Origin of the sequence: Sporocytophaga myxococcoides, from assembly GCF_000775915.1 — a bacterium.
Lineage (GTDB): Bacteria > Bacteroidota > Bacteroidia > Cytophagales > Cytophagaceae > Sporocytophaga > Sporocytophaga myxococcoides_A.
Window position 1 is genome coordinate 265,965 of record NZ_BBLT01000006.1, and the last position, 16,397, is coordinate 282,361.

The 16,397-nt window shown below is 35.3% G+C and carries 17 protein-coding genes; 12 read left to right on the top strand and 5 right to left on the bottom strand.

Going from position 1 to position 16,397, the window contains the following annotated elements; genetic code table 11:
* Positions 1 to 8: 8 nt before the first annotated feature.
* The 4 genes from MYP_RS15525 to MYP_RS15540 all read left to right on the top strand — a co-directional run bounded on the left by MYP_RS15525 (position 9) and on the right by MYP_RS15540 (position 5,967).
* Positions 9 to 764 carry a LytR/AlgR family response regulator transcription factor gene (locus MYP_RS15525; protein WP_045465079.1) on the top strand — a complete coding sequence of 252 codons (756 nt, stop codon included), beginning with the start codon at positions 9 to 11 and terminating at the stop codon, positions 762 to 764.
* A 121-nt stretch (positions 765 to 885) separates the two neighbouring features.
* On the top strand, positions 886 to 2,373 hold the full coding sequence (locus MYP_RS25205; RefSeq protein ID WP_052430256.1) for a T9SS type A sorting domain-containing protein: 1,488 nt from the start codon (positions 886 to 888) through the stop codon (positions 2,371 to 2,373).
* A gap of 144 nt (positions 2,374 to 2,517) precedes the next feature.
* Positions 2,518 to 4,005 (top strand): T9SS type A sorting domain-containing protein, encoded by a 1,488-nt coding sequence (locus MYP_RS15535; RefSeq protein ID WP_081990543.1) that lies wholly within the window; start codon positions 2,518 to 2,520, stop codon positions 4,003 to 4,005.
* Positions 4,006 to 4,095: 90 nt separating this feature from the next.
* Positions 4,096 to 5,967 carry a LamG-like jellyroll fold domain-containing protein gene (locus MYP_RS15540; protein ID WP_045465083.1) on the top strand — a complete coding sequence of 624 codons (1,872 nt, stop codon included), beginning with the start codon at positions 4,096 to 4,098 and terminating at the stop codon, positions 5,965 to 5,967.
* 143 nt (positions 5,968 to 6,110) lie between these two features.
* Here MYP_RS15540 and MYP_RS15545 read toward each other — a convergent pair whose 3' ends face one another.
* On the bottom strand, positions 6,111 to 6,464 hold the full coding sequence (locus MYP_RS15545; protein WP_045465085.1) for a winged helix-turn-helix transcriptional regulator: 354 nt from the start codon (positions 6,462 to 6,464) through the stop codon (positions 6,111 to 6,113).
* 102 nt (positions 6,465 to 6,566) lie between these two features.
* On the opposite strand from MYP_RS15545, the gene MYP_RS15550 reads away from it, so the two are divergent.
* The 4 genes from MYP_RS15550 (at position 6,567) to MYP_RS15565 (ending at position 9,456) form a co-directional block, all read left to right on the top strand.
* Positions 6,567 to 7,202 carry a nitroreductase family protein gene (locus MYP_RS15550; protein WP_370568879.1) on the top strand — a complete coding sequence of 212 codons (636 nt, stop codon included), beginning with the start codon at positions 6,567 to 6,569 and terminating at the stop codon, positions 7,200 to 7,202.
* 268 nt (positions 7,203 to 7,470) lie between these two features.
* Complete coding sequence (locus tag MYP_RS15555) at positions 7,471 to 8,295, top strand: helix-turn-helix domain-containing protein (RefSeq protein ID WP_045465089.1); 825 nt, start codon at positions 7,471 to 7,473, stop codon at positions 8,293 to 8,295.
* A gap of 103 nt (positions 8,296 to 8,398) precedes the next feature.
* Positions 8,399 to 8,806: a hypothetical protein gene (locus MYP_RS15560; protein ID WP_045465091.1), complete on the top strand. Its 408-nt coding sequence runs from the start codon at positions 8,399 to 8,401 to the stop codon at positions 8,804 to 8,806.
* 41 nt (positions 8,807 to 8,847) lie between these two features.
* Complete coding sequence (locus tag MYP_RS15565; RefSeq protein ID WP_045465093.1) at positions 8,848 to 9,456, top strand: hypothetical protein; 609 nt, start codon at positions 8,848 to 8,850, stop codon at positions 9,454 to 9,456.
* Here the strand turns inward: MYP_RS15565 and MYP_RS15570 are convergent.
* Positions 9,453 to 9,662 (bottom strand): hypothetical protein, encoded by a 210-nt coding sequence (locus MYP_RS15570; RefSeq protein WP_045465095.1) that lies wholly within the window; start codon positions 9,660 to 9,662, stop codon positions 9,453 to 9,455. The genes MYP_RS15565 and MYP_RS15570 overlap by 4 nt on opposite strands.
* 758 nt (positions 9,663 to 10,420) lie before the next feature.
* Between MYP_RS15570 and MYP_RS15575 the strand changes: the two genes are divergently transcribed.
* Positions 10,421 to 11,917 carry a glycosyltransferase gene (locus MYP_RS15575; RefSeq protein ID WP_081990552.1) on the top strand — a complete coding sequence of 499 codons (1,497 nt, stop codon included), beginning with the start codon at positions 10,421 to 10,423 and terminating at the stop codon, positions 11,915 to 11,917.
* 137 nt (positions 11,918 to 12,054) lie between these two features.
* Here MYP_RS15575 and MYP_RS15580 read toward each other — a convergent pair whose 3' ends face one another.
* Genes MYP_RS15580 through MYP_RS15590 form a run of 3 tightly spaced genes read right to left on the bottom strand, consistent with a single transcriptional unit; the run spans position 12,055 to position 13,563 of the window.
* Entirely contained in the window at positions 12,055 to 12,264 is a 210-nt protein-coding gene (locus tag MYP_RS15580; protein ID WP_045465098.1) for a DUF2945 domain-containing protein, read from the bottom strand.
* Between the two features lie 17 nt (positions 12,265 to 12,281).
* Positions 12,282 to 12,824, bottom strand: a complete 543-nt coding sequence (locus MYP_RS15585; protein ID WP_045465100.1) for a DUF488 domain-containing protein — start codon at positions 12,822 to 12,824, stop codon at positions 12,282 to 12,284.
* Between the two features lie 46 nt (positions 12,825 to 12,870).
* The gene (locus MYP_RS15590; protein ID WP_045465103.1) at positions 12,871 to 13,563 is read right to left on the bottom strand and encodes an SMUG2 DNA glycosylase family protein; all 693 of its coding nucleotides are present in this window, start codon (positions 13,561 to 13,563) and stop codon (positions 12,871 to 12,873) included.
* Positions 13,564 to 13,744: 181 nt separating this feature from the next.
* On the opposite strand from MYP_RS15590, the gene MYP_RS15595 reads away from it, so the two are divergent.
* The 3 genes from MYP_RS15595 (at position 13,745) to MYP_RS15605 (ending at position 16,211) form a co-directional block, all read left to right on the top strand.
* Entirely contained in the window at positions 13,745 to 14,473 is a 729-nt protein-coding gene (locus tag MYP_RS15595; protein ID WP_045465105.1) for a phosphodiester glycosidase family protein, read from the top strand.
* Positions 14,474 to 14,585: 112 nt separating this feature from the next.
* A complete protein-coding gene (locus tag MYP_RS15600) occupies positions 14,586 to 15,182 on the top strand; it encodes a hypothetical protein (RefSeq protein WP_045465107.1) in 597 nt (198 codons plus the stop codon).
* 399 nt (positions 15,183 to 15,581) lie between these two features.
* Complete coding sequence (locus tag MYP_RS15605) at positions 15,582 to 16,211, top strand: hypothetical protein (protein ID WP_045465109.1); 630 nt, start codon at positions 15,582 to 15,584, stop codon at positions 16,209 to 16,211.
* Positions 16,212 to 16,397 lie beyond the last annotated feature (186 nt).

Sequence of the window (16,397 nt, forward strand, 5' to 3'; positions counted from 1 at the left end):
TTAAAATTTTGAAATGTATTATAGTAGATGATGCTCCTCAGGCAAGAGAATTGTTGAGGATGATGCTTGCTGACCTTGCTGAGGATATTGAAATAGCAGGTGAAGCAGAGAATGTTGACCAGGCTGTATCTCTGATACGCTCAGTGAATCCTGAAGTTGTCTTTCTTGACATAGAAATGCCGGGTAAATCCGGATTACAACTGCTAGAGGACTTTGTAAAAGAAGAAGTTACATTTGAAGTGGTCTTTGTAACGGCATTTCATCAATATGCTATTCAGGCTTTCAGGCTTTCAGCTATAGATTACCTGGTAAAACCTTTACGGGGACAGGAGTTACAGGAGGCATTGGTTAAAATACGAGAAAAGGTTTTGATGAAAGAATCGCTCGAACGGCTAAAGGTGCTTTTGAGTAATTTGACTGTTAAAGATAATTCTACCCTTTGTATTCCCCTTAGTTATGGATATGATTATCTGCCCATTAATGATATTGAATATATTGAAGCGGACAGGTCCTATTCCTATATCCATTTAACCGGAGGGGTACATAAAGTGATTACAAAGCCATTGGCTTATTTTGATGATATGCTTCAATCCTTTGATGTATTTGTAAAGGTGCATCGATCTTATCTTGTTAGTTTACAACATATCACTTCATATAAAAAAAAATCAGAGGGAGGCACTATCATCTTTAAAAGTGGAAAGAGTGCTGAAGTAGCACGCAATTACCGCAAATTATTTTTAGATAAGCTGGCATTAAAATCCTAATGTCACTACAAATCCAGGTGATTACGTCTTTCGGAAATTCTGGATCGCCGTTAGGAAAATAATAAAAACCTTACGACATGTTATACCATATATTGAATCAGAATTTAAATATGGTTCAATTATGAGGAAATCTTTACTGAGTACTGCATTACTTGGAGCTGCATTTAATTTGGGTTTTGCCCAAAGCCCTGATTTACGCTGGACGAAGCATTTCAATTCTCCACACCTTGGAATGATTGAGTCTATTGCTCCATTACCAACAGGAGGTTATGCCATTGCCGGAAATAAATTTGTAGGAGAAGTTTCTGATAATAACAGAGATTATATGGTGGCCGTGATTGATAATTATGGTAATACGAAGTGGTCAAAAATTTTCGGAGGACCTAATCACGACTATGGAACGGAAGTGAAAATTGATGCTGATGGGAATATGGTTGTTGTAGGTTCAATTCAGTCTTCAACAATAGATTACTTTACAGCTTCAAAGGGATATTATGATGTGGGAGTAATGAAACTGGATACCTCAAATGGAGATGTTATCTGGGCAAAGCGATATGGAGGCAATGTGTCTGATTATGGACATGCTATCTGGCCAACAACTGATGGAGGCTATCTTGTAGGAGGAAGTTCAGGTTCGAAAACTGATGATGTGTCAGCAAATAATGGGGTGCAGGATGCATGGATTTTTAAAATTGATGCTGACGGCGTTTTGCTTTGGGAGAAAAACCATGGAACCACCGCTAATGATTATGCATACAGTGTTCAGGAAACGACAGACGGTGGTTATGTATTTTTTGGAACATCTATGAATGACATGTGGGTGGTAAAAGTAGATTCATCCGGTACTGAAGATTGGAATAAAAGATTTGGAGGAAGCATTGAAGACCACTGCTACGTTGGTCAGCAAACTTCAGATGGAGGATATATTCTTAGTGGCTTTGCCAAATCATCTAATGGTGAATTTACAACCAATGCAGGTGAGGAAGATGGATGGATTATAAAGTTAAGCTCATCCGGAACTGTTGAATGGAAACATGCTCTGGCTACCAATCGCATTGACAGAATATTCTCTGTTAAAGAAACAGAAGATGGTGACTTTATATACATAGGAACAAGTCAGAATAAAGTATATCTGATGTCTTCTCTTACTTTGGCAAAAGTATCAAATTCAGGAACAGAGGTTTGGAACAAAACGCTTCAAAATTCTAGTGAATTCTACGGTTACCAGATGCTTGATGTTGTTGAAACGCATGATGATGGCTATATGCTTGTGGGTGGTATAGGTGCTGTACAGACAGAGGTTTTTTATAATTCCCTCAGATCATACTTAATGAAATTCGGAGGAACCGGTAATGAAGGTGTTACCAATATCTTCAGTCTTAAGAGATCCAATGCTTTAACTTTATATCCCAATCCTGCCGCAACAGAGTTTAAAGTTACTATAGCTCAACCTATGGAAATAAGAATCGTGAATGTATTAGGCGAAACTGTTTTAATGGAACAGGCTGCTCCCGACGAGTCTACTATTGATGTAAGTAGTCTTGCTCCAGGAACTTACTACGTGTTAGCAGGAAATAATACAAGTGGTCAACTGGTTGTTGTAAAATAGTCAGTTAACACAAAGGGGAGATGGCTGCCTATAAAGGCAGCCATTCTATATCTGTGGTTGATTCTATATTAGAATATCCTCTGAATCGTCTATTACACAATGAATCAAAAGTCAAAGTTACTTACCAATCTATATTATAATTGAATGAAAAAACATTTACTGAGTTTAATGGCAATTGCTGCAGGCCACTTCTGTTTCGCCCAAATACCTGATTTAACCTGGGATCACTATTATGCGCAACCTCAGCAAAACTTTGAAGCCGTAGATCTTACATATGATGGAAAGTACATTATAGGAGGTTCAACCAAAGGGCAGTATACTAGAAATGCCATGATTGTGAAAGTGGATATAAATGGTGATACCCTTTGGAGAAAGGATTATTCAGGTAGTAATTCAAGTTCTGCTTTTTACTCCATTGCAACAACAAAGGATGGAAATATTGTTGCGGCGGGAAGCTCTAGTATTATTAGGAATTCCAATATTTCCAGTAAAGGTGGAGGTGATTTATATGTAGCCAAGGTAAATTCAACGAACGGAGAAATACTGTGGCAGAAATTATATGGAGGAAGTAAAGAAGATAATGCATTTTCTGTAAGTGCCACATCAGACGGAGGATGCATCGTGGGAGGATACACAAATTCAATTGATGGAGATATTACTGGTGCAAAAGGAAACGAAGATGCCTGGATATTAAAACTTGATGCAAATGGGGAAATAGAATGGAGCATGGTTGCAGGAGATACTAAAGGTGACAGAGTAACTAAAATAAGGGAAACCTCTGATAAAGGTTTTATTTGCATAGGTTACCAATCACCTACGGATAACTATTATGCTGATCAATACTATGCTACCAATATGTGGGTAGCAAAGTTGAGCCAGTCTGGTGAAATCTTATGGGAAAAAATACTGGAAGGAAATAATTACGACAAGGGTAAGGACATTCTGGAAACCTCTGATAATGGGTTTGTTTTATGTGGTGAATCCAATTCAAATAGTGGTGAATTTAATTATACAACAGGTCAGTATGATATGTGGATTGTAAAGTTGGACGAGACTGGTGTGATTCAGTGGAAAAACAGATATGGATCAATAGATGGAGATTATCCTTTCGCTGTAGGTGAAACCAGTGAAGGGTATGTGATGGTAGGACATTCTATTGGTAGTTATACTCTTGACTATTGGGTTACTATGCTAACGTATGATAAAGAAGACGGCACCAATACGAAGTGGAAATTTGTATCGGATTCTTCGTATTGTACAGTGACTGATATGAAAGTTATTCCTTCCAACAGTTTTGTCTATGTCGGAGCAAAAGCAGGAAGTTACTCCAGAGCCCAGGCCTTCCTGGCAAAATATGGTGAAAATAATCCTCCGATTGTATCTACTACTTCCATTGGTCAGGAGTTCTCAGGTTATGTAAGTAGTATCTATCCCAATCCTGCTGTGGAAGAGTTGAATATTATGCTTTCCCAGAATACCGAGTTTTCTATAGCTAATTTATTAGGTGAAGTTGTCTTTACAGAAAAAGGGGTAATTGGAGTAAATACTGTTTCTTTAAAAAGTTTTTCTCCAGGCATTTATTATGTTACTACTGGGGCTGGAAAAGCTAGTAAGTTTGTTGTAAGTTATTAAAGGAGAGATCGCTAGATAGCGGTCTCTTTAATTATAAAGAGATTAATCCTTTGAGGCTTTTAATAAATAAATTTAAATAGTTAAAAATATATGAGAAACAAGTACTTACAGTTTTTGTATAAACCTTTTTTGGGATTAGTACTGATTGGTGCATGTTGCTTTATCGAGAAAGCAAAGGCACAACCGCAAGAAGGATTACTTCATTATTATCAGTTTAATGGTTCTTTAAGCAATGCAGCATCCACTCATACCATTCAGGGTGGATCTAACTATTCAGACAATAGATTTTATATAGGGCAGACAAGTTACTATGTGCAAAATGATGCAGATATAATTGACAATGCCGGAATTCCAAATTTACCTTCAGGAAATGCTGCAAGATCGATAGCGTTTTGGTTTCAGATATCAGCCACTTCCGGAAGCTATTATTTGTTTAATTATGGCTCAACAGGTAGTGGATTTTTTATAACCCATAACAATAGCAATGGTACTATGTCTGTTGGTGATGGAGCAAATTATATATTCCCCAGTGCTGGATCAAGCACTACATGGAGACATGTTGTGGTTACCTATGCACAAGGAAAACTTATTACTTATATTAATGGCGTTAAAAAACTTGAGGGAGACTTCAATTTCAATACCGGAACAAATCTTGTCAGCAGAATAGGAAGAACTCAATCATTTACATCTAAAGGTTTCAAGATAGATGATTTGTTTATATATGACCGAGCAATTACGGGAGCAGAAGTTGAGGAATTATATAATCTTAAATGCCTGCCAGATCCTGTTGCTACAGTTGCTACCAATCCTATATGTGCAGGAGAAAGTACCATTTTAAACTTTTCATCAAATGTAAAAGTATATGCTACCGATGCTGGAGGAGAGTCGTTGACTTTCAATGATGTTTTTACCACTCCACAGTTAACATCAACTACTATTTTTTACATTCAGTCCGGCGGGTCTGCTTGTTTGTCAAATATGGTTTCTGTAACAGTAAATGTAAAACCAAAAGCAGGCAAACCTATTCTTAAAATGCATGATTACAATGATGTAAATCTTTGTGATAGTGGTACAGTAAAGCTAGCGGTGGAGGAGCATGAATATTTAACAACCAATTGGTATGCTAAAATTACCGGTGGTGATCCGGTAGCTTCAGGGGCAACAGTCTTTATTCCTGGTGTTAAGGCATCTACTAGTTTTTATGCTGCTTATGAAGGTGAAGGGCATTGTCCATCTTCCAGAACAGAAATGAGGGTGGATGTCGATAAAAGACCTGTGGCTAAATTGACTTCTGATCTTACAGAAATTTGTAAAGGAGAGGCGGTTGTATTCGGAGGTTTTGAAAATGTAAACTATACAATTTTTCAGAACAATAAAGCTATAAAATCCGGAGATTTTATGTTTGGGCCATCTACCTTTACAGACAGTCCTGAGGTAACAAGCACCTATGTGCTAACAGTAGGAGACTGGATTGGATGTATGGGAGCCGATACTCTTGTCATAACAGTAAATGACCTCCCGCAACCTGGTATAATTCAGAATGGAACAATCTTAACTACAGAAGAAGAGTATCAGTCGTATCAATGGTTTAAAGATGGGATAGCCTTGACAAACGAAGTTGCTGAAACTTATGAATTCACTGAAGATGGGGATTATAGCGTGCTGGTAACTAATGACAATGGCTGCTCTGCTAAGTCTGATGCAAAAAGTGTGGTCATCACTTCACTTTATAAAAAAGGTTTGTCAAAGGTGTCCAATCTATATCCTAATCCGACAAATTCAACATTATATGTTGAATTAAAAGAGGCTGGACAGATAAAAATCTTATCGATATTTGGAGAGCAATTAGAAACATATATTGCTCCTGCAGGAACGGTTACTGTTGATGTTTCGAACTTAAACACTGGAGTTTACATGCTTCAGACAGATAAAGGTGAAAGTATTAGATTTACTAAAAATTAAGGCGATCCACCTCATCAATTAAACAAAGCCCTTCGGATTGTTCGAAGGGCTTTGTTGATATATGATTCAAAAGTACAAACTTCATATATGGACAGGGATTATTCCAAAGAATAATGATACCAGTAGCGATACAGCTATTACAATCACTTGCCCATAATTTCTTTGCGATGTTCAATTCCCCAGTCAGATAAATTTTTAATTACAGATTGTAGTTTCTGACCATATTCAGTGAGTTCATAATGAACTGTAACAGGCTGAGTGTCCAGTACAGTTCTTTTAATAAGTTTATTTTGTTCCATCTCTTTGAGTTCCTTACTCAACATCTTATTGGATATTCCATTTACGTCTTTTAAAATATCAGAGAATCTTCTTTTATTATGATAGCACAGAACTGCGATGATGGATATTTTCCATTTACCGGTTAATACGTCCATTGCATCATGAACAGCCATTATCTGCTTTTTGCACTCACCATCCGGACATTTCTTTATCGTCATAAGTTACCTGGTTACTTAAAGGTTACTGTTACTTTTTGATACTTCGTTACCAAATTAAACAAATTCATCCTAGTTTTACAGCATCAACATTTAAAAATTTATATGATGACTCTGTTAGAAAACTTAAAATGGCGGTATGCTGCAAAAAAGATGAACGGGCAGCAGGTTCCGCAAGAAAAGCTAGACTATATTCTGGAGGCAGCAAGGTATGCACCTTCATCATCAGGACTTCAGCCTTATAAGATTTTTGTAATCAGCGACAAAAAAAAGCTTGAGGTAATCAGAGAATTTTCTTTCAATCAAAGTCAGATTACGGATTGCTCTCACTTGCTTGTCTGGGCTGCCTGGGATAGCTATTCAGCTGATAGGGTTGGTGATGTTTTCTTAAAAACATCAAGAGAACGTGGTTTGCCTGATAACACATATGAAGATTATCAAAAAATGCTCCTGGGAATATATGAGCCATTAGGGAAAGAATGGCAGGAAAATCGTTGCGCCAAACAGGCATACATATCATTTGGGTTGGCTATTGCAGCTGCGGCAGAACAAAAAGTAGACGCTACTCCAATGGAAGGATTTGATAATGTTAAATTAGATGAATTCCTTTGCCTTAATGAGCTAGGACTAAAAAGTGTTGTTATACTACCTGTTGGTTACAGAGATGAAGCTAATGACTGGTTGGTGAATCTTAAAAAATGGAGAACACCGAAAGAAGAGTTTCTTACGTTTGTTAACTGATATGATACAGATTGTTACATTATTAATTCTAATCTGCAGATTTAATGCTGGTATTGAATATCTTTTATAATAGGAAATGAAAGAGGTTTCTATTAAACATAGAGGAAAGACCCTACAGCACAGATTTAGGTATCATTTGATTAAGATGAAAATATTTGAGTAAGGTTCTTAATGAGTATGCTGTAAATCTATATATATTCAGAAAATTAAAAACCTTACTCTGAATATTCATTTTGTTCTGTTGATTTAATTTTTCATCTTTCCTGCAATGATTATAGAACGCAAGACCTTTTCAATAGGAAATAAAACTGTAATTGAAAAATTACTTATAAATCCACCATTTAGGTATCAGGCTATATTTGAAGAAGAAGGATGTTTTCTTTACGTGACAGGTGAGGAGACTTTTTTACATTCTCCGAATCAAAAGGTACAGATTCAATCTAAAGAAGCTGTATTGCTAAGGTGTGGAAGTTATTTTGTTGAGTGGCTGAAAGATTCTGTACAATTGCCGTTTCAGGTATATGCAATCCATCTTCATCTGGATATATTAAAGAATATCTACAAAAATGAATTGCCGTCTTATATTGTTCAGAAAAAGGAGGGCGACTTTGCAAGAAAAATTATTCCTGATCTTACACTTTCAAAATTTATTGAAAGCCTTGACTTTTACTTTGAATCTCCCGGGTTAGTAAATCAGGAACTTCTTGAATTAAAACTTAAAGAATTGATTTTAATTTTGGTTCAAACAAATTATGCAGAATCAGTTTTGGAAATATTTTCTATGTTGTTTAATCCTAGATCTGTTACTTTAAAGGAGGTAATAGAAAGTCATCTTTACACTGGTATTCCTGTTACTGAGCTGGCAAAATTATGTAACATGAGTCATTCTACTTTTACCCGAAATTTTAAGGAGGTTTATAATGACAGCCCTGTCAATTATATTAATAACAAGCGATTGGATAGAGCAAAAGAGCTTCTGAAGTTATCTAAAGTACCATTAAGTCAGATTGCTTATGATCTTGGATTTAATGATCCGGGATATTTTTCAAGATTATTTAAACGAAAGTTTGGAATGCCGCCCAGGTCTGTATAACTGGTTATAAAATCCTGATTTTTGATTTTTTTGTCCTGATTTTTTCAAAGGGGCATTATTAGTTTTGTCTTACTATTAACACTACTAGACAAAATTAATAATTATGAAAAAGCTTCTCTCAATCAATGCATTCCTTGGAATTTCCATGTTCATGTTCGGAGTATTAAAATTTATTGATCCGTTTAAGTCATGGTATACAACACAAATAGAAAACAGTGGCATGGGCAATAATGCCTACCTGTTGGGTATCGCTGGAGAAATAGTTGTAGGAGTACTTTTGGTATATGCTGCATTTTGGGCTGACCATCGCAAGAGTTCTTATAGCTTTATAGTAATCCTGTCATCTGTCTTGGTAATATTTATGATGGCCATGGGAACTTATGTACATATGCATCCTGCTGTGCCATCAGACGTGCTTCCGCTTAAAATAAAACCTCCTTTTATTCCTTTAGCTTTTCTTTTGTTGGCTGGAATTAATATCTGGCAGGCCAGAAAAGCGATACAAAACTAATTTTACTAATTATGATTTTGTAACTTTTAAACTTATTGATTATGAATATAAGATATAATTTTGCAGGGCTTATGATCCTATTTTTTCTGTTGTTCTTTTTGAGCGCTTTTGCTCAGGACTGGACGCTTGCTAAAGAAAAAAATGGAATTAAAGTTTATACACGGGAAGGTAAAGATTCTCCTATAAAAGAATTTAAGGCAGTAACAATTTTCGAAGCCAATATGTATGTGATCGAAAAAATTCTTTTGAATACTAAAACGTATCCTGAATGGTATGACCATTGCAAGAGAGCTGAACAAATTGGCTTGCAGGGTAACACCGTGACCATGCATATGGAATATAGCATGCCGTTTCCTTTTAAAAACAGGGATGCTGTAATAAATCTATCTGCAACACATATAAATGACCTTATAACTATCCAAATTACTCGAAATGCAGTTGCCATAAAGGAAGTAGAAGATATCGTGAGAATGCCTATATCTGAAGGGGGATGGCAATTAAGAAAAATTAATGAACATACAACAGAAGTTATCCATCAGTTTAAAGGAGATCCGGGAGGAAATATTCCTGTTGCTATTGTAAATTTATTTCTGGTTGATGGCCCTTTAAATACACTTACTCAGCTTAAAGGTATAGTATATCAGGATTAAAGTTGTTTAGCAGGATTGGAGATTGGGCTATAAAGTGCTTTAATCTCCCATTTACTTTTATAATTTCTTACGAAACTTCTTTTTGCAAATACGACTATATTTTTATCCAATACTTCAATAATATAAATAACTTCCGGAAGATCAGAGGTAGTGATTGAAGTATATGACTGGCCTGATCCTATTGTATCAATTACCTTAAAGTTCAATAGTATTGTAGTAATATAAATCGGGTTGTTACAAATAAATACCTGACAGTATCCTATTAAATAGAATGATAAAAGAAATTAAGTAATCTGTCTTTAATGTTATAACTATCTTGGACTTCTTATTTTTAACTGTCAATGATTTTATACTATTTTAACATTCACTTAATTGGGCATGGTTCTATCAAGATCCTGCTCTGATTATTCCTACTGAACTTACCATAGTAGTTACTCCACTTCTCAGACGAGAAAAAAGCAACTAACGAAGCTATTCTTTTTAAGTAATGTTTGTTCATTATTTGTGTGTGACTTTTCTTTATCCACTCTACAATTTGCTTATATTGATATTTCAATTACACTCATCTTTCATACTCTAACAAAATCCACCCGATGTAAAATCTTTTTGACCTATCAATACCTTACTGAAACAGTAAAGCGTTGCAAGGCTGTGATTGGATGTTTCAGGATAAATGGAACTACTGCACTTATATTCGCTATTAAAGGATATTAAAAACATTCTTTTAGTTCCGCATTCATTTCTCTTAATATCGAGGACTATTGAGGGTTAGCGCTTGTAGAAGCACGCCCTATTTTGTGGAAAAACTCCACAGTAAAATTTCCCTCACAAAACCTAATTTATTCTGTTTCACCTCTAAACTCCCGCTGGCACAAGGCTTGTAATTGTTTTGATGTCTCTCACCGTAATTATCACAGTGGGATTATTTTAGTAAATTTATTCAGAATCTATTATGCTTGAATCAATGAGAACTACAGCTGAGGAACCTATTCTAACTCAGCCTCATCTACATTCTTCAAAAAAAGAATCAGTTAACAGAGAGGTGAATAATAATTTAGCCGGTTTTGTATTACCTGGTTACAGCACATTTCCTCAAATAGGCTTATTTTCTTATGTAAAGAAGAACTTTAGTGGTATCTCCAAAGCTACATTAGTAAGAATATGTACAATAGTATTGTTGAGTATAGGAGCTTTCGGAGTATATATTTTACAATCTGATTTTGAAAAGATTCATACGGAGAGAATGAACTCTTTTTGGGGATTAACTTTAATTGTAATAACCACTTCCTTACTTTTATACAGAATCATTTTTTTTCTTTATCATTTGTTTCTGTACTTAGGATACAAACCTATTCAATCTGTATCAGATGACCAGTTACCAACCTGTACCGTAATTGTTCCTGCCTATAATGAAGGAAAGCAGGTTTGGCAGACTTTATTAAGCCTGGCTGATAGCAATTTTCCAGAAAAGAAATTACAACTGATTGCCATAGATGATGGAAGTAAAGATGATACATGGTATTGGATCAAAAAAGCAAAAGAACAGTTAGGTGATCGTCTGGAAATATATCAGCAACCTAAAAATAAAGGAAAACGTCATGCTCTTTATCATGGGTTCAAACTTGCTACAGGAGAGATTTTTGTAACAGTGGATAGTGATTCAATAGTAAAACCTGACACCTTACGAAACCTGGTGAGTCCATTTATTACAAATGAAAATTGTGGTGCGGTTGCAGGCAATGTGCATGTTTTAAACAAAGCAAAGGCAATCATCCCTAAAATGTTAAACGTGAGTTTCATTTATAACTTTGAGTTCATGCGCTCTGCACAGAGCAAATTAGGTTCAGTGCTTTGTACTCCCGGTGCTTTGGCTGCATACCGTAAAGGTGCAGTGCTGGATTGCTTGCCTAACTGGATCAACCAAACCTTTATGGGACAACCTTCAGATATTGGTGAAGACAGAGCTATGACCAATATGATTTTGCAACAGGGATATGAGGTATTGTTTCAAAAAAATGCAATTGTGCTTACCAATGTACCTGAAACCTATAAAGGTTTATATAAAATGTTTATCAGATGGGAAAGAAGCAACGTGCGGGAAAATATTGAGATGGCACAATTTATCTTTAAAAAATTCAGAAATGGATCTAAAACTGGAACGAGACTTTTATTTTTAAATCAATGGTTAAATATCATAACTGTTTATCCATTTATAATTCTGATGATGATATTTGTATTAACACATCCTCTTATGTTTTTGAGCTCAACGCTCTTTAGTATAATAATGCTTTCCAGTTTTCCCGTTATCTTCTATGCTAAGAAATATAATGTAAAAGGATCAGTTTGGGCCTACTCATATAGTATTTTATATGCCTTCGGTTTATTTTGGGTGACTCCTTATTCCATTGCAACTGTTAAGAAAGGTGGTTGGTTGACAAGAGATTTACCTAAAAAGAAATAGGAACTTCGAAGCTTAAACTCTAGATAGTTACTCTGATTTTAAGTATTTTAAATATCATTCCTGCACAATCATTAATCTTTTGCAGGAATGATATTATTTTTAGATGCACCACCAAAATAAAACAAAGCCCTTTACTATCAGCCTTTAGTAAGAGCAGTTCCTTTATGAGCTGCTATATGCCCCGTTTTACTGCTTTTAACTTCATATTGAGGATCGTCTTTCGAGGCTCGTCGTGCATGGCCTTTGTAATCAAAATCACTTGTATGTATTTTTGTAATTGTTCCTGATACTCTGCCTGCTTCTGAGTTCCAGCTTACATGATCACCAACTTTAAATTTTGCTTCCATATCCTTTTCTCTTTAAATTAAAACAAAGTAGCATCGGAATAAGAAATGTGGCCTTCAGTGACAATTGCAGGAGAGGTATATGGATGTTCCTGAACTTTTCCTGCTGCCATTATATGCAATACGGTCCAGCCTTTTGCCTTCAGATAATCAGATATCATTGATCGATGGCAACTCCACCAGACGGCTTCAGAACACATGTATGCAGTAGTGTGTTTCAATGCGACAGATTTCAGATCAGATACTGCATTTTTAAAATCATCTGTTTCCATATAATCAGCATATCCGCGAAAAGATTCATTACGCCATCGGTTGTTTTTCGAGTCTTTTCTCATTTTTCGTCTTCCGCCTAATCCTTCCATATGAATGTAATTTATTCCGTTATTCTCCAAAGAGATTTTTAAATTTTCTTTATTGAAATGTGGGAATTTACGAGAGCCTGGCAAGCTTCGTACATCACAGAGAACTTTAATATCAAAGGATTGCAGAATACCAATAAACGCTTCAATGCTATGATTAGAATGCCCTATTGTATAAACGGTATGTTTCTCCAATGTTTTCATTTGCAATCACCCTTCTATTTAATAAAGAAAAATAGGGGAGTATGGTTCATTCATGTTTCAATGCCAGCATATATTTATTGATGTACAATTGCTTTTGTTTCGATTTATATTGTTGTATATACCGAGGATGCTCTAGGATTTTTATACGATCAAATAGTTTTGCTTCCTTATTCAATTTTCCTATATACTCTGCATTTTTCATGCCTAATACGTAAACTTCCGAAGTATCTAATCCCAGGCTTATATGCTTTTTCAAAGACATGATCATAAACTCTTTTACCATATCAAAAAGAGCTGAATCGTCATAATAATTAGCATTAAGCCATTTTCCATCTTCCGTCTGTCTGATAATAGCTAAAGGAAAAGGGGAATTAATATAATAGTCTTTGTAAAAGGCTTCAGCACCTCCGTATTCCGCAATCATTTCATACATAAATACAGAAGATACTTCATGTGTATATGCGGAATTCATCACTATTCCACAAACTTTTTCCAGCCGTTTGGTATCAGTAAACGGAACTCCGGTAACACCAGCACCATGCCTGCTGGGATTGATCCCTATAATAAATCTGCGTTGAACCTGATCGTTGTAATACTTATAATAAAATTGCTTCATAACATCCATTGTTTCTGGATTATCCATATAAGGATTTAATACATGAAACCCATTTGGCAATGAACCTTCAAACTTTAAATGCCGATTGAAATCAATCACTTTATCAGCAAAGGTTATGGACATATAATTCGGTTAAATTGTTTTAATTATAAACGCACCCTCTGTATCATCTGATATTTTTAAACGCAATTCTTTTGGATACCAAAAGGTTGTAGATTTTTAACTATATTGCTATTTGAGGAAATAATATGATGTTCAAAATTCATAAAGGAGATAGATTTTTCCATATTAATAATATTTTTTTATGAAAAATATCAAAGCTTTGTTTCGATTACTACTCTTTGGGTATATTTTGGCAGCATTGCTATGCATATATGGATTCAAGGGATATGAAAATGATATTATTTCTTATAAGATTGATTTAAAGAAAGCAGATCTGAAATTCTACTGGAAAGATAACGATGGAAATATTATCAGAAGTTTACAAAAACTTAAGTTATTAGTTGATAGAAGTCATCATAAACTAGTGTTTGCAATGAATGGAGGTATGTACCAAAAAGACAACTCTCCTCAGGGTTTGTATATAGAAGAAGGTAAAGTACTTTCCCGACTAGATACCAGCTCTGGTAAAGGTAATTTCTATTTGAAACCAAACGGAATTTTTTATATCACGGATAACAATAAAGCACATCTCTCACAAACTTCAGTATTTAATTCAAAAGATGTCAGATATGCAACACAATCCGGCCCCATGCTGGTTATAGATGGTCAGATTCATCCTGCCCTTCAGAAGGGCTCCAAAAATCTTAATATCAGAAACGGAGTAGGAATTCTACCTGACGGGAATATTCTCTTCGCACTATCTAAAAATGAAATTAACTTTTATGATTTTGCTCAATATTTTAAAGATGAAGGATGCAAAAATGCACTATACCTGGATGGTTTTGTTTCAAGAGCCTATATACCTGAGAAGAACTGGATTCAGACAGATGGAAATTTTGGCGTAATTATTGGTGTGACAGAAAAATATTAAAAATTAAAACTCAAATTAAACTAAAAGTTAAGCAATAGAATTTAAATCAGAATACTGATTTTTAACAAATTAACACTTTTTAATTCAAATTTTTAATCATAAGAATATTATAATGAAAAAGTACTTTATGTTGTCATGTGCTCTGATGTGCCTGACTTTTATTAAAGCACACGCACAATCACAGAATGAGGCTAATTATGAAAAATTTATAGGTGAACCAGTTGTAAAATTCGGAGCACATTTTCACCACTCCAATTACATCGAAAGTTACAATACTAACGCCGGAGGATTTATCCTGGAAGCATCAGGGCCAAGAATGGGTGTTTCCTATACAGGAAGAATAGGGGCTACCTCTTCCAATCAATTCTATGCATACACAGGAGCAGGGCAGGTAATAGGTTTGTACCTATTGAAAGATAGTAAAAATACAGGATTGGGAGTTTTGGGCCTGATCGGAATGCTGATACCTGAAAGCTTTATCTTATACTCATATCCCACAAGCAAAAGCAGACTTGGGTTTTATCTCAGCCCATGGGGAGTAGAGCATATTCCAGACAAGGAAACAAAGGTAAGTATAGAAGCAGGAGTAAAATATTCGAGGAAGTTAAGCGACAGATTTTATATTGAACCATTTATAGGAGCCAAAGCAATCTACAAAACAGATAGGCAAGCTGTAAGTGCCGGACTTAATTTCTTTTTTACCAAATAAAATTATCTCATATAAACACCGCTCTTGGTATCTCACTATCAATAAAGAGAGAAATCACACATATTTTACTCTCAGAATAAAAAATTAAACAAATAACAATTCAGAGATTTGCCATATGTTCCCATTTGGGAATATAATAGTATCATCGGTTGTGAGGTTTTATTTCAGGTATTATGACCTTTAAAAGCTATATGAAGGCATTGATGGAATTGACAAAATTTAACATTCCCTTTATCAAGAGGGATTATAAAACCAATCAATCTACTGAATTCAAACAATTAACCTGAAAACAGGTAGGTTCTTTACAAAATTTATACAATAACATTTACGAATACTCTAAACAACATGGATCCTCTAAGAGTATTCTTAATATATCCGAATCTAATAAAACCTTAACACATGGAAGATTTCGAATTTACCCCTGAAACCTCACATCCAAATGCAAAAAAACTTTTAACAGAAGACTTTTACTGGAGTGAAGAAGAAGAAACCAGCCCGTTTGGCAATGATGATGGGGCGGAGGCTTCTTATGGATTTTGGAAGTGGAGGAAAAAAAATAAAGATGTAAGTCCATTAAAATACCTAGAAAAACTACTTAATGAGTGGGACTTCCCATATTTTGACCTGACAGAGTTAAGTCCGGCAAAAGTTCAGGATTATATCAATCAAAAGAGGGACGTCGACAACGGTCCGTTTTCCGGAAATATGCTTGCAGAACAGCTTAAGGAAATGGCTTCTGAACTGGAAGATGAGCCGGACGATAATCAGTTTAAAGAGTTATTGGAAAATGTAACTGGAGTATCTGCAGACGGTTATCTCATCGGCATGGACAATGCTATTATTGCGGTCGCCTATGCTCAGTTTGCTTTGGAAGGGAAGCTGGATTCAAATTTAAAAGCATTAGCTCAGACAGCTATTAAAAGGGAACTTCTTCCATTGCTATTGGAAACGTTTAGCGAAGACAATAGGGCAACAAGGATAGAGCGATTAAACAAGATGCTTAAAAGTTTAAATCAGATGAATGGTTAAGGGAAAGATATCAATTTGATGAAAGTTTGAAACTCTTTCTTTTCAACACGATTCCTATTAAAAGTTACCTATTATTATTCAATACATCACTTTTGGAAAGATTCCGTCCGGGGAGGTGATGCCTTGCTTTTAGCGGCAATTCTCATCGATATATTAAAAACAACAGAAGCCAGGGCTACAAGGCCA